The organism is Citromicrobium bathyomarinum (assembly GCF_021021475.1).
GTDB lineage: Bacteria > Pseudomonadota > Alphaproteobacteria > Sphingomonadales > Sphingomonadaceae > Alteriqipengyuania > Alteriqipengyuania bathyomarina.
In genome coordinates this window covers 112,224-132,706 of the sequence record NZ_JAINWL010000001.1, presented here as the reverse complement: position 1 = coordinate 132,706, position 20,483 = coordinate 112,224, and the positions used below count along the sequence as shown (strand labels likewise).

Here is a 20,483-nt window from a genome sequence, read left to right as displayed (position 1 = left end):
TATATTGCGGCGTATGGAGCGGGAGAACCAGTTCGTCGGGCAATCGCTCGCCTTCCTCGATGCGGTCGAGCGGACCAGCCGCGCGGCCGCGCTGCAGCGCCCGGTGCTGGTCATCGGCGAACGCGGCACGGGCAAGGAACTGATTGCCGAGCGTCTCCACCGCCTGTCCCCGCGCTGGGGCGAGCCGCTGATTACCATGAACTGCGCCGCACTGCCCGAAACGCTGATCGAGGCCGAGCTGTTCGGCCACGAAGCGGGCGCTTTCACCGGCGCAACCCGCACCCGCCAGGGCCGGTTCGAGGAGGCCGACGGCGGCACGCTGTTCCTCGACGAACTCGCGACGCTCTCGATGGCCGCACAGGAGCGGCTGCTGCGTGCGGTCGAATATGGTGAGGTCACCCGGATCGGCTCCAGCCGCCCGATCAGGGTCGATTGCCGGATCGTCGCCGCGACCAACGAGGATCTGCCCGCGAAGGCGGAGCGGGGCGAGTTTCGCGCCGACCTGCTCGACAGGCTCAGTTTCGAGGTGATCACCCTGCCGCCGCTGCGCGCGCGCGAGGGCGATGTGCTGGTGCTGGCCGACTATTTCGGGCGGCGCATGGCGGCCGAGCTGGGGTGGAGCGCGTGGCCGGGCTATGCCGAGCATGTCCAGGCAGAGCTGGAGGAATACGCCTGGCCCGGCAATGTGCGCGAACTTCGCAACGTGGTCGAACGCGCGATCTATCGCTGGGACGATCCCGAACGCCCGGTCGCCCATATCGTGTACGATCCGTTCGACAGCCCGTGGAAGCCGGCCTCCACGCCCGCACCCGCCCGCCGCGAGGATGGTGCCGGGGCCGCGCCACAACCCGCGCAGCGCCTCGATTTCGACGATATTGCGGACCTGCGCGCCGCGGTCGACAGCCACGAACGCGCGATCGTGGAACATGCGCTGGGCAAGCATCGCTGGAACCAGCGGCAGACCGCCAAGGCGCTGGGGCTCAGCTACGATCAGCTGCGCCATTGCATCAAGAAGCACGGGTTGATGGAAGAGGGCGGCTGATAGTTGCTCTGCGCCCACTGGCGGATTGCCGACAGGCTCGCTAAGGGCCGCCTGCAAGACAGTGGTTTGAACCTCCCGCGATTCTCCGAGTCGCCCGCCAATAGGCCGGGGCTCGAAATCGCAGACCAGCTTGCGAAAGGTGCCCCCCCGTGGCCTTCAAGGAAATCCCCCTCGCCCTGACCTTCGATGACGTGCTGCTGCGCCCCGCCGCGAGCGAGGTGCTGCCCAGCATGGCCGACACGCGCACCCGGCTGACGCGCGAGATCGCGCTCAACATCCCGGTCATCTCCTCCGCGATGGACACCGTGACCGAGGCGGACATGGCGATCGCGATGGCCCAGCTGGGCGGGATGGGCGTGCTCCACCGCAATCTCGATATCGAGGAACAGGTCGCTGCGGTGCGCGCGGTCAAGCGGTTCGAAAGCGGGATGGTGGTCAACCCGATCACGATTCATCCCGACGCGACTCTGGGCGAAGCGCAGGCGATCATGAGCGCCAATCGCATCAGCGGCATCCCGGTGACCGATCGCGGCGGCAAGCTGGTCGGCATCCTGACCAACCGCGACGTGCGCTTCGCGGAAAACCCCGCGCAGCCGATCCGCGAACTGATGACCACCGACAACCTTGCCACCGTGCCGCTGGGCACCGGACAGGAGGAGGCGCGGCGCACGCTGCACCAGCGGCGGATCGAAAAGCTGATCGTGGTCGACGACGAATATCGCTGCATCGGCCTGATCACGGTCAAGGACATCGAAAAGGCGGTGACCTATCCCAACGCGACCAAGGACGCGGCGGGCCGCCTGCGTGTCGCCGCGGCGACCACCACCGGCGACAAGGGTTTCGAACGGTCGCAGGCGCTGGTCGATGCGGAAGTCGACGTCATCATCATCGACACCGCGCACGGCCATAATCGCGACGTGCTCAAGGCGGTGGAACGGGCCAAGACCATATCCAACTCGGTCCAGATCATCGCGGGCAATGTCGCGACCGCCGAGGCGACGCGCGCGCTGATCGATGCGGGCGCGGATGCGGTAAAGGTCGGCATCGGGCCGGGCTCCATCTGCACCACGCGCGTCGTCGCGGGCGTGGGCGTGCCGCAGCTGACCGCGATCATGGACGCTGCCGAGGAAGCCGAGAAATCGGGCGTTCCGGTGATCGGCGATGGTGGCCTGCGCACCAGCGGCGATGCGGCCAAGGCGCTGGCCGCGGGGGCGAGCTGCGTGATGGTCGGCTCGATGCTGGCGGGCACCGAAGAGGCGCCGGGCGAAACCTTCATATACCAGGGTCGCAGCTTCAAGAGCTATCGCGGCATGGGCTCGGTCAGCGCGATGGCGCGCGGCAGCGCCGACCGCTATTTCCAGCAGGACGTCTCCGCGATGAAGCTGGTCCCCGAAGGGATCGAGGGGCAGGTGCCGTACAAGGGCCCGGCCAGCGCGGTGATTCACCAGCTGGTCGGCGGGATCAAGGCGGCGATGGGCTATACCGGCAGCCGCACGATCGAGGATCTGCGCAAGGGTGCCCAGTTCGTCCAGATCACCAATGCCGGCCTGACCGAAAGCCACGTCCACGACGTCGCGATCACCCGCGAGGCGCCGAACTACCCGACGCGGTAGGGGCGATGGCCATCGAAAAGCATGTCGCCGACGCCTTTCGCCTCGACGAGGAAGGCTGGGCGCGTCATGCCAATCCCTGGAGCGCGTGGTCGCGCTTCGCGACCGGGATACCGATGCCCATCGTCGCGATCTGGAGCCGGGAGTGGATCGGTTGGTGGGCCGTGCTCGCCTTTGCGGCCGTAGCGCTTTGGCTGTGGCTCAATCCGCGCCTTTTCCCACCAGTCGATGACGATCGCGGCTGGATGTCGCGCGGCGTTTTCGGAGAGCGCGCCCTGGTCGAGCATCGTGACCTGGCGAATGATCTCATCTCGATCCGGCGCGCCAATGGCTTCAATATCGTCGCGGGCCTCGGTCTAATCCCGCTGGCTTACGGTCTGTGGATGCTCGACCCGGTCGCCACCATCGCAGGTGCGAGCATCAGCGTGGCTGGGAAGATGTTCTTCATCGGAGAGATGGTGCGGTTGTACGATCGGCTGAAGGTCGCGCACCCCGAACTGGCCTATCGGGGCTGGGAGCGATCCTAATCCCGTTTTTGGCGAGGCAAGTTGCGCTTTCCTAAAGACACTCAAGCGTGCCATGGACGGCGCATGAGCCTGGTCCATTCCTTCGCCCGCCACACCGTCTTTTCACCTTTCTCCGGGCAGCCAGATATTTCTCCTCTGGACACTGTGTCAGGTGTGTCAGGGCAACGGGAAACCGGGCGATGACGCCCGCTGCACGCGTAAAAGCGGCAATCGACATCCTCGACAAGGTGATTGACGCGGCAAAGGGGCAGGGCGCTCCGGCCGACCGGATCGTGGCCGACTGGGCCAAGGCCAACCGCTATGCCGGATCGAAGGACCGCCGCGCGGTGCGCGAGCTGGTCTATGACGCGATCCGCCATTGCGGCCCGGTGCCCGAAAGCGGGCGCGCAGCGATGCTTGCGCTGGCGAAGCGGGACACCACGATCTCCGCACTGTTCGACGGGTCGCAATATGGCCCCGCAGCGATCCAGCCCGAGGAGCCTGTGGCCAAGAGCGGGTTCGCACCGGCCTGGTTATCCAAACGCCTCTCCGCCTCGGATGTGAAGGGCGCGGAAGGGGCCGCGCTGATGGGCCGTGCGCCGCTGGACGTGCGGGTCAATACGCTGAAGGCAGATCGCGCGTCGATCGACCTGCCCGAGCCGGGCGAGCCGCTCGCCGCGCCGCACGCGCTCAGGTTCGAGGCTGGCACGCAGATCGAGCAGTGGCCCGCCTATCGCGAAGGGCGGATCGAGGTGCAGGACCACGGCAGCCAGATCGCCTGCCTCGCGGCAGAGGCGCGCGCGGGCGAAACGGTGATCGATCTGTGCGCAGGCGCGGGCGGCAAGACGCTGGCGCTTGCTGCGGCGATGGAGAACCGCGGTCGGCTGATCGCGTCGGACACGGACAAGCGCCGTCTCTCGCAGCTCGGACCGCGTGCAGAGCGTGCCGGGGCGAGCAATGTGGAACAGCGCCTGCTCGATCCGGGCAGGGAGATGGAGGCGCTGGCCGATCTGGCAGGGCAGGCCGACTGCGTGCTGATCGACGCGCCATGCTCTGGCACCGGCACCTGGCGGCGCAAGCCGGAGGCCAAGTGGCGGCTGACGCCCGACCGGCTGGCGCGCTTCTCTGCGACTCAGGACGCGCTGCTGGCGTTGGGGGCGAAGCTGGTGAAGCCGGGCGGGCGGCTGGTGTTCATCACCTGCTCGCTGCTGGACGAAGAGGGGGCGGATCGATTCGCGCGCTTTCTGGATAGACATAATGGCTGGCGTGCGGACCTCCCGCCGCTGCCTCTGGGGAGGCCGCGCGGGGGCGAGAATGCGCAGGGAATCCGCCTGTCCCCGTTCCACGACGGCACGGACGGATTTTTCGTCGCAAGGGGCCGTTTGCCGTGATAGCCTGCGGTTCTATGGACGAACCGTCGCCCACTTTTCCGGCATCCCTGAAGGAGACCGCCATGCGTTTCGCACCCGCCGCCGCCGCCCTTTCGCTGCTGGTCGCGGTGACCGCGAGTGTTGGCTCGGCCAAAGAGGCTCAGGTCGATCCGCGTGCGGGCATGCTGATCGCTCAGGCGCAGACCGCGCTGGAAGACGGCCAGCCGCAGCGCGCGGTCGACCTGCTGGAGGCCGCCTTCGCGGTCGATCCGCAATACACCCCGATCCTGCTCTCGCTGGCCGAGGCCGCGCGTCGTGAAGGGCTGCAGGGTAAGGCGATCCGCTATTACCGCGAAGCGCTGACCCGCGATCCGGGCAATTACGCCGCGATCGCGGGCGAAGGTGCGGCGATGGTGGAAAAGGGCGCGATCGAGCGGGCACAGCGCAATCTCGCGCAGCTCGAATCGCTGTGTGGCGGCAGCTGCCCCGAGACCCGCGCGCTCGCCACCGCGATTGCGCAGGGTCCACGCAGTAGCAAGGTGCTGACTGCCGAGGCGGTGATGCCCGATGCGGTGGTAACGCAGAACCTCGCCAAGCCGGACGGCGGCGCGCGGTAGGGGCCTGTAAGGCTCGGACCTCCCGTCCCGCCAAGGCGGAGCGGGAAGGGCGCTCAGATCAGGTCCGCGAACTCGGTCACGATGGCGCGGTAGACGCGCTTCTTGAAGGGTACGATCAGGTCGGGAAGCGTGGATGCGGGCACCCAGCGGAACTCGCAGAATTCCGGGGTTTCGTGCGCTTCCAGATCGACATCGTCGTCGGTCCCTTCGAACCGGGCGAGGAACCAGTGCTGCTCCTGCCCGCGATAAAGGCCGCCCCAAAGCTTGCCGATCAGCTCGTCCGGCAGGTCGTAACGCAAAGGTTCGCGGGTCTGGCCGATGATTGCGATCTTGTCCGCGATGACGCCGGTCTCTTCCCACAGCTCGCGCAATGCGGCTTCGCGCAGGTCTTCACCCTCGTCGACGCCGCCCTGCGGCATCTGCCAGAAGTCGCCTTCCTTGGTGTCGATCCGCCGGCCGACAAAGGCGTCGCCTGCTGAATTGACCAGCATCACCCCTACGCAGAGGCGATAGCCGAGCTGGTTGATGTCGCGGTCCTGAGTCATGGTCATTTGCGTCGTTCCAGTGCTGCGCCAACCGCATCGATAAAGGCCTCGACGTCGGCCTGGCCGCTGGGGATTGCCTTTCTCATGGTGAAGAATCCGTGGATGATGCCGGGAAACTCCAGATAGGTAACCTCGGTCCCATTCTTCAATATAGAGGCCGCATAGCTCCGACCCGAATCGCGCAGCGGATCGAGCCCGGCGGTGCACAGCACGGTTGCCGGGGCATCGCTGCAATCGCCCAGCATGGGCAGATTGCGCGGGCTCTGAGGATCGGCGGCATAGCACTTGGTGAACCAGGCCATGGTCGCGCCGGTGAGGAAGTATCCGTCGCTGAAGAGGCGGAAGCTCTCGTGCTGTCCGGCCTCGTCCGCGACCGGATAGATCGGCGCTTGGACCAGCACGGGCACATCCGCCGGCTTGTCGCGCAGCGCATTGGTGGTGACGATCGTCAGGTTTCCGCCCGCACTGTCGCCAGTGATGACCAGCCCGGTGATCTCGCGGCCAAGCTCTTCTGGCGAGGAGGCCAGCCAGCGCGCCGCAGCCTCGCAATCGTCGGGCGCCGCGGGGAAGGGGTGTTCGGGTGCGAGTCGGTAATCGACCGAGAGCACCGGCAGGTCGAGCCGCGCGGCAAACTCGGTACACAGGGCATTGTAGACTTCCAGATCGCCGATCACGAAGCCACCGCCATGAAGGAACAGCACCACCGGTCCGGCTTCGCGCGACTCGCGGGTATCGTAAAAGCGGCAGGGGATATCGCCTGCCGGGCCGGGGACGGCGACGTCCTTCACCACCGCCATGTCGCGCGCCGGAGCCTCGCCGATCTGCGCCATCGCGCGCATGCCTTCGCGTCCTGCGACTGCGCCCGCTTCCTCCACCGGAGGGCGGTTCATCGCCTTGAGCATATCGAGCAGGGCGCGCGTGTCGGGCCGCACGAAAGGTTCGCCATCGACATTGGTGCTGGAGACGTCGGCCATGGTCGTATCCTTCGATCAATCGGGCCGGGCTGGATAGGCTTTCGCACATGAACCTGTCCACCGATCTGCTTACCCCGGATTAGAAAAACTTGATTGCTCGGCTGCGGACGGCCACGTAGGCGGCGGTTCAAGGCGCGTCTCCAAAGCGCCACGAAGACCCGAAGGATAGTTAGAAAATGGCGACTCAAGCGCCTCCCGCTTCCACCACTACGCAAACCGACGTTCCCGATGCGATCGTGGTCCGCTTCGCCGGCGACTCCGGCGACGGCATGCAGCTCACCGGCGGGCAGTTCACGCTGTCGACCGCGCTGGCGGGCAACGACCTTGCGACCTTCCCGGACTTCCCGGCGGAGATCCGCGCGCCGCAGGGCACGCTGTTCGGCGTCTCCGCCTTCCAGATCAATTTCGGATCGAGGGCGATCAACACTGCGGGCGATGCGCCCGATGTGCTGGTGGCGATGAACCCGGCGGCGCTGAAGGTGAACTTGCCCGCGCTCAAGCCCGGTGGGCTGGTGATCGTCGACACGGGCGAGTTCACCAAGCGCAACCTCGACAAGGCGAAGTACGACGCGAGCCCGCTCGACGACGATACGCTTGCGCCGTTCGATGTGCTCGCATTCGACATTTCCGCGCGCACGCTGGAAGCCGTGGAGCCCTTCGGCCTTGGCAAGAAAGATGGCCTGCGCTGCAAGAACATGTGGACGCTGGGCCTTGCGTTGTGGATGTTCGACCGTCCGCGCGAACCGCTGCATGACTGGCTGAACAAGAAGTTCGCCAAGGCGCCGGATATCGCCGCTGCCAACATCGCCGCCCTCGACGCAGGGCACGCCTATGGCGAGACGGCGGAGCTTTCCGCGCCGCTCAAGCAGGTCCACCTGCCGCCCGCGCCTTCGGAGCCGGGGCTTTATCGCACGATTACGGGCGCGGAAGCGGTCTCGCTCGGCCTCGTGGCCGGCGCACAGCTGGCCGAGCTGCCGATGTTCTTCGGCGGCTACCCGATCACGCCCGCCTCAGCGATCTTGCATCACCTCGCGCGGCTGAAGGAATACGGCGTCACCACCTTCCAGGCGGAAGACGAGATTGCCGCCGTGTGCGCAGCCATCGGCGCGAGCTATGCCGGCCAGCTGGGCGTCACCTCGTCCTCCGGGCCTGGCATCGCGCTCAAGACCGAGGCGCTAGGCCTGGGAATCATGACCGAGCTGCCGCTGGTGGTGGTCAATTCTCAGCGCGGCGGGCCGTCGACGGGCCTGCCGACCAAGACCGAGCAGAGCGACCTCTATCAGGCCGTCTATGGCCGCAACGGCGATGCGCCGATGCCGGTGATCGCCGCGCGCAGCCCCGGCGATGCCTTCGAGGTCGCGATCGAGGCCTGCCGACTGGCGGTTAAATACATGACCCCGGTGATGTTGCTGACCGATGGCTACATCGCCAATGCAGCCGAGCCGTGGAAGGTGCCCGATCCGAGCAGCTTCGAGCCGTTCCCAGCCACGTTCCTGACCGAACCGCGCGGCGATGTGCTGGAGCCCTACAAGCGCAACGAAAACGGTTCGCGCCCGTGGATCAAGCCCGGCACTCCGCACATGATGCACCGCATCGGCGGGATCGAGAAGGACGCCACCACCGGCAACATCTCCTACGATCCGGCCAACCACCAGCTGATGACCGACACGCGGCGCGACAAGATCGCGAACATCCCCGTGCCCGATCAGGAAGTCGCGTTCGGCGAGACGACCGGCAAGCTGGCGGTCGTCGGCTGGGGCAGCACCTACGGCCCGATCAAGCAGGCGGTGCGCCGCAGCATCGAGAAGGGCTGCTCGGTTTCGCACATCCACGTGCGCCACATCTGGCCGCTGCCTGCGAACCTCGGCGAGCTGCTCAGCGGGTTCGAGCGCGTTCTGGTGCCCGAAATGAACACCGGCCAGTTCAAGACGGTGCTGCGCGACCAGCTACTGGTCGATGCCGAAAGCCTGACCAAGACCAGCGGCCAGCCGTTCCAGATCGCCGAACTTGAAGAGGCGATCTGCGCCTATTTCGATGACATCGAGGGTAACGAGGGCGGCGAGGTCGCGGCGAACGACCAGCAGCTGCCGAGCCCGGTGGAGAGCGAGTGATGGGCCGCTCCAAAGGGCAGGGTGTAAAGCGGCGACATTTGGTCCAGTTTGCCATTTTTTGTTTGGCGTGGATTCTGGCCAGCAGCGCGGGCATGCTCACCGATAATGTACTTGTCGCATCGCTAACCGGCATGTTGCTCGGAGCGGCAATCATCCCCGTCGTCGGTTATACGCGCGACGAGATGTACGACGATCTCCATATCGGTTTTGCTCAATATGACGCCGAAAAGCGCGTTGCGATGGGGCTCGTGACGACCTGCGTTGGGGTGCTGTTCTGCATTGGGCTAGTGGCCGCGATGATCCTCCTGCCTCTCGAGGGCGGTCGGATGGCCGGTGCCTCCTTAGGTGGCCTCATGCTCCCTCATTTAGTAAATGTTCTCAGCAAATTGCGCAGCATTAAGCGCGAAGGTGTGACCACATGAATGCACCCGTTAAAATCGAAACCACGCTCAAGGACTGGGAAACCGACCAGGAGGTCCGCTGGTGCCCGGGTTGCGGGGACTATGCGATCCTCAAGGCCGTGCAGCGCACGCTGCCGCAGCTTGGCTGCGATCCGGCGAACACCGTGTTCATCTCGGGCATCGGCTGCTCCAGCCGCTTTCCCTATTACATCGAGAGCTACGGCTTCCACACGATCCACGGCCGCGCGCCTGCGGTGGCGACGGGTGTGAAGCTCGCCAATCCGGACCTCGATGTCTGGCTGGTGACCGGCGATGGCGATGGCCTGTCGATCGGCGGCAACCACATGATGCATGTGCTTCGACGCAACGTGAACATGCAGATCATGCTGTTCAACAACGAGATTTATGGCCTCACCAAAGGCCAGTACTCGCCCACCAGCCGCGAAGGCACGCGCTCGCCGACCAGCCCGATCGGCTCGGTCGATCATCCCGCCAACCCTTGCGCCTTCGCGCTGGGCAGCGGCGCGCGGTTCGTCGGGCGCGGGATCGACGTGTCGAAGAACCTGCCCGATGTGCTCAAGGCCGCACACGCTCATCAGGGCGCGGCCTTCGTCGAGATCTTCCAGAACTGCATCGTCTACAACAAGGATGTGTTCGATGCCTTCGCCGCCCCCAAGGGTGCCGAGGGCCAGCAGCTGTGGCTGGCCGACGGTGAGCCGATGCTGTTCGACAAGGGTGCGAAGGGCCTCGCCTTCGATGCCGAGAACCTTCACTTCACCGTGGTCGATGTCGTCGATGGCGACTGGCAGGCTGCAGGCGTGCGCGTCCACAACGTGAAGAACCGCGTAATGGCGCACATGCTGGCAGAACTGCCCTTCGGCGAATTCCCCATGCCGCTGGGCGTGCTCTACGACGATCCTGCACCGACTTACGAAAGTGCGGTGATTGCGGAGCGCGAAGCTTCGGTCAGCGGCAAGGAAGCCAACCTCGCCAAGCTGCTCAGCGGCGGCCAGACCTGGACCGTCGACGGGACGGCACAGGACCCGGTTTAGCGGTGACCCAGCGGATCGAGCCCGTGCGCTGCCGCGCTGTCGGCAGCGCGCTTGGCCGGTTCGTATAGCAGCGCGGCGGCGGTGAAGGCCCACGCCGCGCCGCCGGACCATCCGGCGATCACGTCGCTGGGGAAGTGCACGCCCAACATCACCCGGCTCCACGCGATCATCGCGGAGATCACCATCGCGCTTCCGATCAGCGTATAGCGCACCGAGTGCCTGCCGCTGAACGAGGCGAAGGCCAGCGCCATGCCGATATAGATCATCGCCGAGGTAAAGCTGTGTCCGCTCGGGAAGCTGTAGCCCGCCGCCTCGGTCAGATGCGGGACGAGGGTGGGGCGCTCCCGCCCGACAAGCGTTTTCATGAGTGCGTTGAGCCCCCAGCCTAGGACGACGGTAAGCGTAAACAGCATCGCCTCGCGCCGCATCCGCAGGAAAAGAAGGGCGATCGCCGCTGCCCCCGCCGCGAGGGTTGAGAGGAGGAGCCCGCCCAGCGCGGTGATATCGCGCACCGCCTCTTGCAGCATGTTGCCGCCCAGCGGCTGGAGATCGATGCCCGCGCGATAGAGCATCAGCCCCGAATGGTCGAAGTCGGCAGTGCGGCCCTGTGTGACCAGCCAGATCATCAAGCCCCAGATCGCCCACAGCACGCCCGCGGCAATCAGTGCCTTGCTGCGGTTGATCGTGAAGCCACGCTCGGGAAGCGCAACGGTCTCGGCGGGGAGAGTCGCCTGGGGCTCGTGTCCGTGTCCGATGTGGATATGATCCATGCGAGCAGGAACAGCCTGTTTGGTGCGAGGTTCCTCTCGCATGGCTTCTCCTCAAATCGTCTGGCTGCGGCGCGACCTGCGGCTCGCAGACAATCCCGCGCTCTACGCAGCGGCCCAGGCCGGGCCGATCATCCCGGTCTTCGTGCTCGACGACGAGCGGACGGGGGATCGAAAATACGGCGGTGCCTCGCGCTGGTGGTTGCACCATTCGCTGGAGAGTCTGGCGAAGAGTTTCGGACGGCACAACGCGTCGCTGATCCTGCGGCGTGGCGACAGCGTGGACATCCTCGCAGACCTCGCGGCGAAGACCGGGGCGAGTGCGATCCACGCCAACCGCCATTACGAACCGTGGTGGCGTAAGGCACAGGGCGATCTGAAGACGGCGCTGCCCGAGGGGTGCGACTTAGAACTGCACGACGGGAATTACCTGATGCCACCTGGCACCGCGACCACGGGCTCAGGTGACCCCTACAAGATATACACCCCATTTTCCCGAACGATGCGCGACCTGATGCCGCCGCGCGACGACCTGCCTGCGCCGGAGACGATTTCCCAGCCCAGGGACCTGCCGCCGAGCGACGATCTGGCGGATTGGAGCCTGCTCCCAACCAATCCCGACTGGTCCACGCAGATGGCGAAGTTCTGGTCGATCGGCGAAGACGCCGCGCACGAACGGCTCGACTGGTGGGCCGATCATGTCGGCGAGTACGACGAAGGCCGTAACCTGCCATCGGTCGATCAGACCAGCCAGATGTCGCCGCACCTGCACTGGGGCGAGATTTCCCCGGTCCAGATCTGGCATCGGATGAAGGACAAGCGCAGCGACGGCTGGCGGACTTACGAGAGCGAGCTGATCTGGCGCGATTATGCGCAGAACATCCTGTGCCAGTTCCCGCGCTACCCCGAAGAGAGCTACCGCGACGCGATCGACGACGCCAAGCTCTGGCGCAATCCCAATCGCGGGCACGTGATTCAAGAAGAGCTGGAGGCCTGGCAGCAGGGCCGTACCGGCTACCCCATCGTCGATGCCGGGATGCGCCAGCTGTGGGCGATCGGCTGGATGCACAACCGCGTGCGGATGATCGCGGCCAGCTTCCTCATCAAGCACCTGCTGATCGACTGGCGCCACGGCGAGCGCTGGTTCTGGGACACGCTGGTCGATGCCGACTACGCCAGCAACGGCACCAACTGGCAGTGGGTCGCGGGCACCGGTGTGGACAGCAACATGTTCCCGCGGATCATGGCCCCCCTAAGCCAGAGCGAGAAGTTCGATGCGGCCGGCTATATCCGCGAATGGGTGCCCGAACTGGCGGACCTGCCCGACAGCGAAATCCACGATCCCTCGGACAAATGCCGCCCCAGCGACTACCCGGCAAAGATCATCGGCCACAAGGAGGCGCGCGAACGGGCGCTGGAAGCCTACCGCGCGATGAAGGACGATTGATGGCGCGCGCATGACGGGTTGTCGCCCACGGGGCTGCGGGGCATAAGCGGGCCTCAATGGGGGTAAGCGAAAACCAGCGCGGGGGCGATTTGCTCGCCGCATCGCAACGCTTCGAACGGAAGCCGGGCATCTTCGCCCGCCTGCTCGCCCCCGGATTTCACAAGCTGCTCGACAAGATGGACGAAGGCATCGCACGTGGCGCGGTGCTTGGGCGCTTGCCCGATGGCAGCACGCGGCTGCTCGGCGGCCGCTCACCGGGTTTCGAGGCGGAGGTGACGATCCACAACTGGCGCGCGCTGGTGAGGGTCGCGACCGGCGGTTCGGTGGGCTGGTATCAGGCGTGGGAGGCGGGCGAATGGTCGAGCCCCGATCCGGTGCCGCTGTTCGCTCTGTTCATGCAAAACGCGGCTACGTTGGGCGATACCGCCCGCGCCAAGGGCGGATGGAAGCGCGCGCTGCGCAGCGCGCATGGCAAGCAGCGTAACACCCGCAAAGGGGCGGAGAAGAACATCTCCGCGCACTACGACCTCGGCAATGATTTCTACGCCGCATGGCTGGGCGAGACGATGACCTATTCGGCCGCGCTGTTCGATGAAGGCAGCGCGCCCCAGACGCTCAATATGGCGCAGCGGGCGAAGATCGATGCGATCCTCGACCGCGTAGCGCTCAAGCCCGGGGAAACACTGCTCGAAATCGGATGTGGCTGGGGCACTCTGGCACGCGCGGCGGCGGATCGCGGGGCGAAGGTCGACGCGATCAGCCTGTCGGAAGAGCAGCTTGCCTGGGCCCGGCGGCAAAGCGTCGGCGATGCGCGCTTCCTGTATCAGGATTACCGCGACACCAACGGCCAGTACGACGCGATCGCCAGCGTCGAGATGGTCGAAGCGCTGGGCCGCGAATATTGGCCGACCTTCATGGATTGCGTTGCGCGGAACCTGAAACCGGGCGGGCGCGCCGCGATCCAGTTCATCGCGATCGACGATGCGCTGTTCGATTCCTACGCCGCCAGCGCGGACTTCATCCAGGCCTATATCTTCCCCGGCGGCCTGCTGATCCGCGCGTCCGAATTCCGCGCGCTCGGCGAGGAACGCGGGCTGCGCTGGACGGACGAGAAGCGCTTCGGGATCGACTACGCCGAAACGTTGCGGATCTGGCGCGAGGCGTTCGATCGGGCGGCGGCGGAGTCGCTATTGCCCGAAGGCTTTGACGAACGCTTCCGCGCCCTGTGGCGCTATTACCTGATGTATTGCGAAGGCGGTTTCCGCGGTGGCGGGATCGATGTGTACCAGGTGACCCTGGTTAAGGAGAGATGAGATGACCAAGTACCTCGCGCTGATCGGGGCGCTCGCCCTGCCGCTCGCCGGATGCGCGACCGCTCCGGTCGATACCGCGCGCGGCGTCACCGCGAGCATGCCCTCGGACCCGCTGCCAGTGGTGGGAGCAGAGGTGCTGTTCTGGGACGATGCCACGCGCTCGGCCCGCTTCCGCTCGATGGAAACCTTCTTCCCGGGTCAGGAGGTCGCTCTGCCCGCGACGCCCCGGGCGCTTCCGCAGGGCGAGGCACTGCCCGCCAAGACACAGGCCGCGATCCGCGCCTATATGGCCAGCCAGAACGCAGCCGGGGTGATGGTGCTGCAGGACGGCAAGGTCCGCTTTGTCGACTATGGCCTCGGCTTTGGTCCCGATGATCGCTGGACCAGCTTCTCGGTCGCCAAGAGCTTTACCTCGACCCTGCTGGGCGCGGCGCTGAAGGACGGTTTCATCGCCAGCCTGAGCGATCCCGTGTCGCAGTACATTCCCGGGCTGAAGGGCAGCGCTTACGACGATGTGACGGTCGAACAGCTCGCCACGATGACCTCGGGCGTGAAGTGGAACGAGGACTACACCGATCCCAATTCCGACGTCGCGAAAATGTTCAACGTCACCCCCAAGCCGGGTCAGGACCAGGTGGTCGAATATATGAAGACCCTGCCGCGAGAGACACCAGCGGGGGAAAAGTGGGTCTACAAGACCGGCGAGACCAACCTGATCGGCGTGCTGGTGGAAAACGCGGTGGGCGAGACGCTGGCCGAATATGCCAAGCGCAAGATCGTCGACCCGGCCGGCTTTGCGCACCCGCTGTTCTGGCAGACCGATCTGTCGGGCCGCAGCGTTGGCGGCTGCTGCCTGTCGGCCGCGCTCAGCGATTATGCGCGGATGGGCCAGTTCGCGCTGGAAGGCGGGGATGGCGTGGTGCCTGATGGCTGGTTCGCCGAAGCGGGATCGCCGCACGTCGATTTCGGCAACGGCTATGGCTACGGCTATCAGTGGTGGACCTATCCCGGCGACAATTTCGGCGCGCAGGGGATATTCGGCCAGTCGATCACGATCCTCCCCGCCAGCCGGGTGGTGATCGCGATTGTATCCAACTGGCCGGCCGCGACCGGCAAGGACCTCTCCGCCGAACGCGCCAAGCTCATGGCGACGATCGGGGCGGGACTCTAGCCGCTCAGAACAGGCAGGATCGGGTCACTCCGCCACCTTTCGGGGCCCGCCAGACGGACAGCAGATCGTCGAGTACTTCGGCGGCGAGCATGTTTTCGAAGGCGGCCCCCGCAATCGAGTGGTTCCACCAGACGACCCGCGCCTCGATCGGCTGGAGGCTCGGCAGTGTCAGCCAGCAGGCCTGTTCGGGATGCAGCCGCCCGATCGATGATGCGCTGAAGCCAGCGATCGACAGATCGTGGACTACCGTGCGGAAAGTGCCGCCCCCGCTGACGCGCAATTGCGCCGGTATTGCAAGCTTCGTGCGCGGCGCGCACCGGTCTTCCTGCACCGCGTCGGCATAGCCGTGCTTCAACGCAACCATCTCGATTCACCCGTCCTAGTATTTTTCCCTAGACGGGTTTCGCGCAGACCTGCTTGCGCGAATATGATGAGGGTTGGCTAAACCGCCTTAACCAACTCTTTCCCGGTGACCGGTCTCGAAATCGCCTTCGAAAAGCTCCGCGATCCGGCTGGCCACTTCCTCGGGCGGCTTGACCGTTTGCGGGTCTTCGCCTGGATAGGCTTTCTCGCGCATGGCGGTTCGGGTGGCACCCGGATCGACCAGCGCGACGCGGATCGCGCCTGTGTTGGCGACTTCCTGCGCGTAGCATTCCAGCAGGTTGTCGAACGCGGCCTTGGTCGATCCGTAGGCAGACCAGTAGGCGCGCGGGGTTGCGCCCACGCTGCTGGTCAGGCCGATCACGCGGCCGGCGTCGGCGCGCTTGAGCATCGGGTGCAGCCCGGCGAGCAGCGCCTGCGTGGCGAGCAGGTTGACCGTGATCGCATTGTTGAACTGCTTCGGCTCGATCTGCGTCACGGGAGTCAGGGTGGGCAGGTAGGCCGCGCTGATCACCAGCATGTCGAGCGCGTCCCAGCGGCTGGAGATCGCCTGGGCGAGTCGCGCAACGCCATCGTTCTCGGTCAGATCGACGGGCGCGATCGTGGCAGTGCCGCCGTCATTGTGGATCGCATCCTCGACCCGCTCAAGCGCGGCATCGTCGCGCGCGGTCAGGATGACGTGCGCGCCTTTAGCGGCGAGCGCTTGGGCGGTGGCAGCGCCGATTCCGCGCGATGCTCCGGTGACGAGCGCAACGCGCCCCTCGAACGGCTTGTTCTCTGCCATGTCAGGCGACCTTGTTGGCTGGCTTGTTTTCAGGGAAGGAAAGCTGCGCTGCGCCCTGCTGGTTGCGCGTAAAGTCGGTCAACCGGGTGGGGTAATCGCCCGTGAAGCAGGCATCGCAGAACTGCGGGCACGCCTTGTCGCGCGATTCGCGCCCGACGGCGCGGTAGAGGCCGTCGATCGAAATAAACGCGAGGCTGTCCGCCTTGATGAACTCGCGCATCGGCTCAAGCTCCATCCGTGCGGCGAGCAGCTTGCTGCGCTCGGGCGTGTCGACCCCGTAATAGCAGCTGTGCGCGGTCGGCGGGCTGGCGACGCGGAAGTGAACCTCCGTCGCGCCCGCATCGCGCATCATCTCGACGATCTTCATGCTGGTCGTGCCGCGCACGATCGAATCGTCGATCAGCACGATCCGCTTGCCCTCTACGAGCCCGCGATTGGCATTGTGCTTGCGCCGTACGCCCGAATGACGCGCGCCATCGGAGGGCTGGATGAAGGTCCTGCCGACATAGTGGCTGCGGATGATCCCGAGTTCGAACGGGAGGCCCGATTGCTGGGCGTAACCGATCGCGGCGGGCACGCCCGAATCGGGCACCGGCACTACCAGGTCCGCTTCGCATGGGGCTTCGTTGGCCAGCTCCGAGCCGATTGCCTTGCGCGCCTCGTAAACCGAGCGCCCGGCGAAGATCGAATCGGGCCGGCTGAAATAGACGTGCTCGAAAATGCACGGGCGGGGCGGGTTGTCGCCGAAGGGGCGATGCGAGCGGATCGTGCCGTCGAAATCGACTTCGATCAGTTCGCCCGGCTCGACCTCACGTTCGAATTTAGCGCCGACCACGTCGAAGGCGACGGTCTCGCTGGCAAACACCACCGCATCCCCCATCCGGCCCATCTGCAACGGACGGATGCCCAGCGGGTCGCGGCACGCCGCCATTCCGCGCGGGGTCGCCACGATCAGCGCATAGGCGCCTTCAACCAGCCGCAGCGCGTCGGTCAGCTTGTCGAGCATGGTGGGGTAACGGCTGGTCGCGACGAGGTGGATGATCACCTCGGTATCGCTGGTCGACTGGAAGATCGCGCCCTTGCCGACCAGTTCCTCGCGCAGCGTCGCCGCGTTGGAGATGTTGCCGTTATGCGCGATGGCGAAGCCGCCGCTCGCGAGATCGGCGTATAGGGGCTGGACGTTGCGCAGCCCGGCGCCGCCGGTGGTCGAATAGCGGACGTGGCCGACGGCCATGAAACCGGGCAGTTCGGCAATCGATTCCGCGCTCGAGAAATTCTCCGCCACATGGCCGAGCCCGCGCCGGGTGTAGAAGTGCGTGCCGTCGAAACTGCTGATCCCGGCGGCCTCCTGACCGCGGTGCTGCAGGGCGTGGAGGCCCAGTGCGGTGGTGGTCGCAGCCTCGCTGCCGGCATTGATCGCGCCGAACACCCCGCATTCTTCATGCAGGCTGTCGCCGTTCTCGTCGTGGAAGGGGTGTTGCAGGTCCATGGGTGGGGGCGCCCGATTGCCTCGATAGGTCGCCCGCTCCATTGGCGATGTGACGGATGAATTACAAGGCTTGTGGGGTCGGTTTGCCTCCGGAGCCGCAGTCCGAAATCGTGCCCACGTTCATCCCCGTGCACAAAGCCGCGCCGTTTTCATTGCGCAGAAAGGCGCGGCCCCCTAACGCCCGGGGCCGGGATTACAAAAACGGACTGCTCCTTGTTTCTCAACCCATTCGAATGGACCATCGCCAAGCGTTACCTCTGGCCCGGCAAGGGCGAGGGGTTCATCAAGCTGGTCGCCGGAATTTCGATCGGCGTGGTGATGCTGTCGGTCGCGATGCTGGTCATCGTGATGAGTGTGATGAACGGTTTTCGGGCCGAACTGCTCGACAAGATCGTGGGTCTCAACGGCCATGCCATCGTACAGGCCTATGGCGGGCGGCTGGACGACTGGAAGAGCGTGCTGGCCGATATTCGCGAGAGCGAGGGCGTGGTCAGCGCCTCGCCGCTGATCGAACAGCCGCTGCTGGTGACCTTCGATGGCCGGGTCGAGGCTGTGCTGGTGCGCGGCAACACGCAGGAAGATATCGACGCGCTGCAGGACAAGACGCTGATGGGCAGCATGGCTGAGATCAAGCCGGGCGCGGACAAGGTCGCGATCGGATCGCGGCTGGCGGAAAATATCGGCGCACGGGTCGGCGATGTCATCACGGTGATCAATCCCGCCGGGCGCTCCACCCCCTTCGGTACGGTGCCGCGCCAGGTCGGCTACGAGGTCGGTGCGATCTTCGAGGTTGGCCTGTACGATTACGACGGTGCCTTCATCATCATGCCGATCCCGCAGGCGCAGACCCTGCTGCTGACCGGCGACACGATCGGGATGATCGAGGTGACGACCGAGGATGCCGACCGTGTCACCGAGATTATGGCCCCGATCGAGCAGCGGCTTCAGGGTATCGCGATCGTGCGCACCTGGCAGCAGATCAACAGTTCGATCTTCGAGGCGTTGCAGGTGGAGCGGGTCGCGATGTTCTTCGCGCTCAGCTTTATGGTGGTGGTCGCCGCGTTCAACATTCTCTCCAGCCTGGTGATGCTGGTCCGCTCGAAGACCCGCGACATCGCAATCATGCGAACCATGGGGGCGAGCAGGCAGTCGATCCTGAAGATCTTCGTCACGACCGGCTTTACCGTGGGTGCGATCGGGACTGCGGCCGGCCTTGCGCTGGGCGCGCTGGTGCTGATTTTCCGCCAGCCGATCGTCCACGGGATCGAGATCGTCACGGGGCAGAATCTGTGGGATCCATCGATCCGCTTCCTGACCACGCTGCCCGCCCGGACCGACCCGTGGGAGGTGTTCGGCATCGTGTCGCTGGCGCTGGTGCTGAGCTTCCTTGCGACGCTCTATCCCGCGTTCAAGGCTGCAAACACGGACCCCGTGCAGGTGCTGCGCTATGAGTAATGCCATTATGCAACCGGTGGTCGAACTCCGCCGCGTGACCCGCAGTTTCGAGCAGGGCGGCGTGCGGATCGACGTGCTGCGCGGTGTCGACCTGAAGGTCATGCCGGGCGAAATCGTCGCGCTGCTGGGGCCCTCCGGCTCGGGCAAGTCGACCATGCTGCAGGCGGTCGGCCTGTTGGAAGGCGGCTTCGGCGGCACGATCGTGATCGCGGGCCAGGCGGCGGAGAAATCGGACAGCCAGCAGCGCACCGCACTGCGTCGTGAGCATCTGGGCTTCGTTTACCAGTTTCATCACCTGCTGCCCGATTTCAACGCGGTCGAGAACGTGGTCCTTCCCCAGCTCGTCGGCGGTGTCCCGCGCGCGGAGGCAGAGACGCGGGCGAAGGATCTGCTCAGCGCGCTTGGTTTGGCCGAGCGGCTGGAGCACCGGCCCAGCCAGCTTTCGGGTGGCGAGCAGCAGCGCGTTGCAGTCGCCCGCGCTCTCGCCAACCAGCCCAAGCTGGTGCTGGCGGACGAGCCGACCGGCAATCTGGACGAGGCGACCTCGGAAAAGGTGCTCGCCCAGTTCCTCGAACTGGTTCGCGGGCAGGGTAGTGCAGCGCTGGTCGCCACGCATAACGAACGGCTGGCAGCGAAGATGGACCGCGTGGTCCGTCTGCATGACGGCGTGCTCGCCTAGGATCGATCGGTCCGGACCCGCGGGGCCACCCCCGCGTTGATCAGAACAACAAGGAGGCAACAGCAATGAGCGATCATCCCACAACCTATAACGCGGAAGCTGCCGAGGGCGGCATCGCATGGGACGACCGGGCGGAAATTCATCGGAAAGACGACGGGCAGGGCCTGCTCGATGGGGCCAAGGGGCTTCACGACGGCAGCTTCCTAGAAATGGTCAAGCTGATGATGTCGATGGCACCCGAAGAGCGGCGCGGACATGTGATCCAGAAGCTGGGCGACCGCATGTATGATGCGGGCGAAGTCGAAGCGATCGCCGCCCGGGGCGACTACCCCGGCTAACCGCCCATCCGACGCTCGCCACCATGGCGGGCGTCGCAACCGGCAACAGGGGAGGCGCACCGATGCTCGAATCGATCAACGACTGGATTCTCGCGCAGGGCGCGCAGTACAACGTCAATCCGTACATATTCGTCGCGATCTATGTCGGCGCGATCCCCTTTTTCCTTGCTTCCATCGCGTGGCTGGTGAAGCGCGCGCGGGCCGGTCGCTCAACCGTTTTGCCGACGATGCTGGCGGGGTTCTTCTTCGTTTCTGCCTATCTCTATCTCGCCATTTTCGGGCAGGATATTCCGTTGTGGGTGTGGATCTTCCTCGCCGCACTGATTGCCTACGGCACCTGGTCGCAGGTCCGCGAAACGCGGCGCAAGATCGCCGCGGCGAAAGCGGAATCCGGCGCTCCCCCGGCGGTCTGAAACCGTCCACCGCTTTTC

At 65.6% G+C, this 20,483-nt stretch carries 21 protein-coding genes; 15 read left to right on the top strand and 6 right to left on the bottom strand.

The annotated features are described in order from the left end of the window. Nucleotides 1-13: 13 nt before the first annotated feature. The 5 genes from pspF to K7H93_RS00620 all read left to right on the top strand — a co-directional run bounded on the left by pspF (nt 14) and on the right by K7H93_RS00620 (nt 5,145). Nucleotides 14-1,042 carry a phage shock protein operon transcriptional activator gene (gene pspF / locus K7H93_RS00640; protein WP_230781911.1) on the top strand — a complete coding sequence of 343 codons (1,029 nt, stop codon included), beginning with the start codon at nt 14-16 and terminating at the stop codon, nt 1,040-1,042. 149 nt (nt 1,043-1,191) lie between these two features. Further along, on the top strand, nt 1,192-2,655 hold the full coding sequence (gene guaB, locus K7H93_RS00635; protein ID WP_054525777.1) for an IMP dehydrogenase: 1,464 nt from the start codon (nt 1,192-1,194) through the stop codon (nt 2,653-2,655). Nucleotides 2,656-2,660: 5 nt separating this feature from the next. Then, a complete protein-coding gene (locus K7H93_RS00630) occupies nt 2,661-3,179 on the top strand; it encodes a DUF6653 family protein (protein WP_230781909.1) in 519 nt (172 codons plus the stop codon). Between the two features lie 179 nt (nt 3,180-3,358). After that, nucleotides 3,359-4,549, top strand: coding sequence for an RsmB/NOP family class I SAM-dependent RNA methyltransferase (locus tag K7H93_RS00625; RefSeq protein ID WP_230781907.1), 1,191 nt, complete (start codon nt 3,359-3,361; stop codon nt 4,547-4,549). 62 nt (nt 4,550-4,611) lie between these two features. Further along, nucleotides 4,612-5,145 carry a tetratricopeptide repeat protein gene (locus K7H93_RS00620; protein ID WP_226660464.1) on the top strand — a complete coding sequence of 178 codons (534 nt, stop codon included), beginning with the start codon at nt 4,612-4,614 and terminating at the stop codon, nt 5,143-5,145. Nucleotides 5,146-5,198: 53 nt separating this feature from the next. On the opposite strand, the gene K7H93_RS00615 is transcribed toward K7H93_RS00620, so the two are convergent. Next, nucleotides 5,199-5,696, bottom strand: a complete 498-nt coding sequence (locus tag K7H93_RS00615) for an RNA pyrophosphohydrolase (RefSeq protein WP_010237389.1) — start codon at nt 5,694-5,696, stop codon at nt 5,199-5,201. Further along, nucleotides 5,693-6,664 carry an alpha/beta hydrolase gene (locus K7H93_RS00610; RefSeq protein ID WP_230781905.1) on the bottom strand — a complete coding sequence of 324 codons (972 nt, stop codon included), beginning with the start codon at nt 6,662-6,664 and terminating at the stop codon, nt 5,693-5,695. The genes K7H93_RS00615 and K7H93_RS00610 overlap by 4 nt, the downstream gene beginning before the upstream one ends. A gap of 176 nt (nt 6,665-6,840) precedes the next feature. Between K7H93_RS00610 and K7H93_RS00605 the strand changes: the two genes are divergently transcribed. Genes K7H93_RS00605 through K7H93_RS00595 form a run of 3 tightly spaced genes read left to right on the top strand, consistent with a single transcriptional unit; the run spans nt 6,841 to nt 10,228 of the window. Continuing rightward, nucleotides 6,841-8,775: a 2-oxoacid:acceptor oxidoreductase subunit alpha gene (locus tag K7H93_RS00605; RefSeq protein WP_230781903.1), complete on the top strand. Its 1,935-nt coding sequence runs from the start codon at nt 6,841-6,843 to the stop codon at nt 8,773-8,775. Continuing rightward, entirely contained in the window at nt 8,775-9,197 is a 423-nt protein-coding gene (locus K7H93_RS00600) for a hypothetical protein (RefSeq protein WP_230781901.1), read from the top strand. Before K7H93_RS00605 ends, K7H93_RS00600 begins: the two co-directional genes overlap by 1 nt. After that, nucleotides 9,194-10,228: a 2-oxoacid:ferredoxin oxidoreductase subunit beta gene (locus K7H93_RS00595; protein ID WP_230781899.1), complete on the top strand. Its 1,035-nt coding sequence runs from the start codon at nt 9,194-9,196 to the stop codon at nt 10,226-10,228. The genes K7H93_RS00600 and K7H93_RS00595 overlap by 4 nt, the downstream gene beginning before the upstream one ends. Here the strand turns inward: K7H93_RS00595 and K7H93_RS00590 are convergent. After that, complete coding sequence (locus K7H93_RS00590) at nt 10,225-10,998, bottom strand: phosphatase PAP2 family protein (protein ID WP_230781897.1); 774 nt, start codon at nt 10,996-10,998, stop codon at nt 10,225-10,227. The genes K7H93_RS00595 and K7H93_RS00590 overlap by 4 nt on opposite strands. Nucleotides 10,999-11,038: 40 nt before the next feature. Between K7H93_RS00590 and K7H93_RS00585 the strand changes: the two genes are divergently transcribed. From K7H93_RS00585 to K7H93_RS00575, 3 genes are read left to right on the top strand one after another with little or no spacing between them, the layout of a single operon-like run. Beyond that, complete coding sequence (locus K7H93_RS00585; RefSeq protein WP_230781895.1) at nt 11,039-12,442, top strand: cryptochrome/photolyase family protein; 1,404 nt, start codon at nt 11,039-11,041, stop codon at nt 12,440-12,442. A gap of 56 nt (nt 12,443-12,498) precedes the next feature. Beyond that, complete coding sequence (locus tag K7H93_RS00580) at nt 12,499-13,755, top strand: SAM-dependent methyltransferase (RefSeq protein ID WP_230781893.1); 1,257 nt, start codon at nt 12,499-12,501, stop codon at nt 13,753-13,755. A 1-nt stretch (nt 13,756) separates the two neighbouring features. Then, a complete protein-coding gene (locus tag K7H93_RS00575; RefSeq protein ID WP_230781892.1) occupies nt 13,757-14,926 on the top strand; it encodes a serine hydrolase domain-containing protein in 1,170 nt (389 codons plus the stop codon). 4 nt (nt 14,927-14,930) lie between these two features. Here K7H93_RS00575 and K7H93_RS00570 read toward each other — a convergent pair whose 3' ends face one another. The 3 genes from K7H93_RS00570 to purF all read right to left on the bottom strand — a co-directional run bounded on the left by K7H93_RS00570 (nt 14,931) and on the right by purF (nt 17,580). Continuing rightward, nucleotides 14,931-15,290, bottom strand: coding sequence for a PilZ domain-containing protein (locus K7H93_RS00570; protein ID WP_010237406.1), 360 nt, complete (start codon nt 15,288-15,290; stop codon nt 14,931-14,933). An 87-nt stretch (nt 15,291-15,377) separates the two neighbouring features. Continuing rightward, nucleotides 15,378-16,091: an SDR family NAD(P)-dependent oxidoreductase gene (locus K7H93_RS00565; protein WP_010237409.1), complete on the bottom strand. Its 714-nt coding sequence runs from the start codon at nt 16,089-16,091 to the stop codon at nt 15,378-15,380. A 1-nt stretch (nt 16,092) separates the two neighbouring features. Next, a complete protein-coding gene (gene purF, locus K7H93_RS00560) occupies nt 16,093-17,580 on the bottom strand; it encodes an amidophosphoribosyltransferase (RefSeq protein ID WP_010237411.1) in 1,488 nt (495 codons plus the stop codon). A gap of 213 nt (nt 17,581-17,793) precedes the next feature. Here purF and K7H93_RS00555 point away from each other — a divergent pair, with 213 nt between their 5' ends. From K7H93_RS00555 to K7H93_RS00540, 4 genes are all read left to right on the top strand, one after another. Beyond that, complete coding sequence (locus K7H93_RS00555; protein ID WP_230781891.1) at nt 17,794-19,035, top strand: lipoprotein-releasing ABC transporter permease subunit; 1,242 nt, start codon at nt 17,794-17,796, stop codon at nt 19,033-19,035. Further along, on the top strand, nt 19,028-19,714 hold the full coding sequence (locus K7H93_RS00550; protein ID WP_230781890.1) for an ABC transporter ATP-binding protein: 687 nt from the start codon (nt 19,028-19,030) through the stop codon (nt 19,712-19,714). Before K7H93_RS00555 ends, K7H93_RS00550 begins: the two co-directional genes overlap by 8 nt. A gap of 65 nt (nt 19,715-19,779) precedes the next feature. After that, on the top strand, nt 19,780-20,052 hold the full coding sequence (locus K7H93_RS00545; protein ID WP_054525764.1) for a hypothetical protein: 273 nt from the start codon (nt 19,780-19,782) through the stop codon (nt 20,050-20,052). Nucleotides 20,053-20,114: 62 nt separating this feature from the next. After that, nucleotides 20,115-20,465 (top strand): hypothetical protein, encoded by a 351-nt coding sequence (locus K7H93_RS00540; protein ID WP_040379011.1) that lies wholly within the window; start codon nt 20,115-20,117, stop codon nt 20,463-20,465. Nucleotides 20,466-20,483 lie beyond the last annotated feature (18 nt).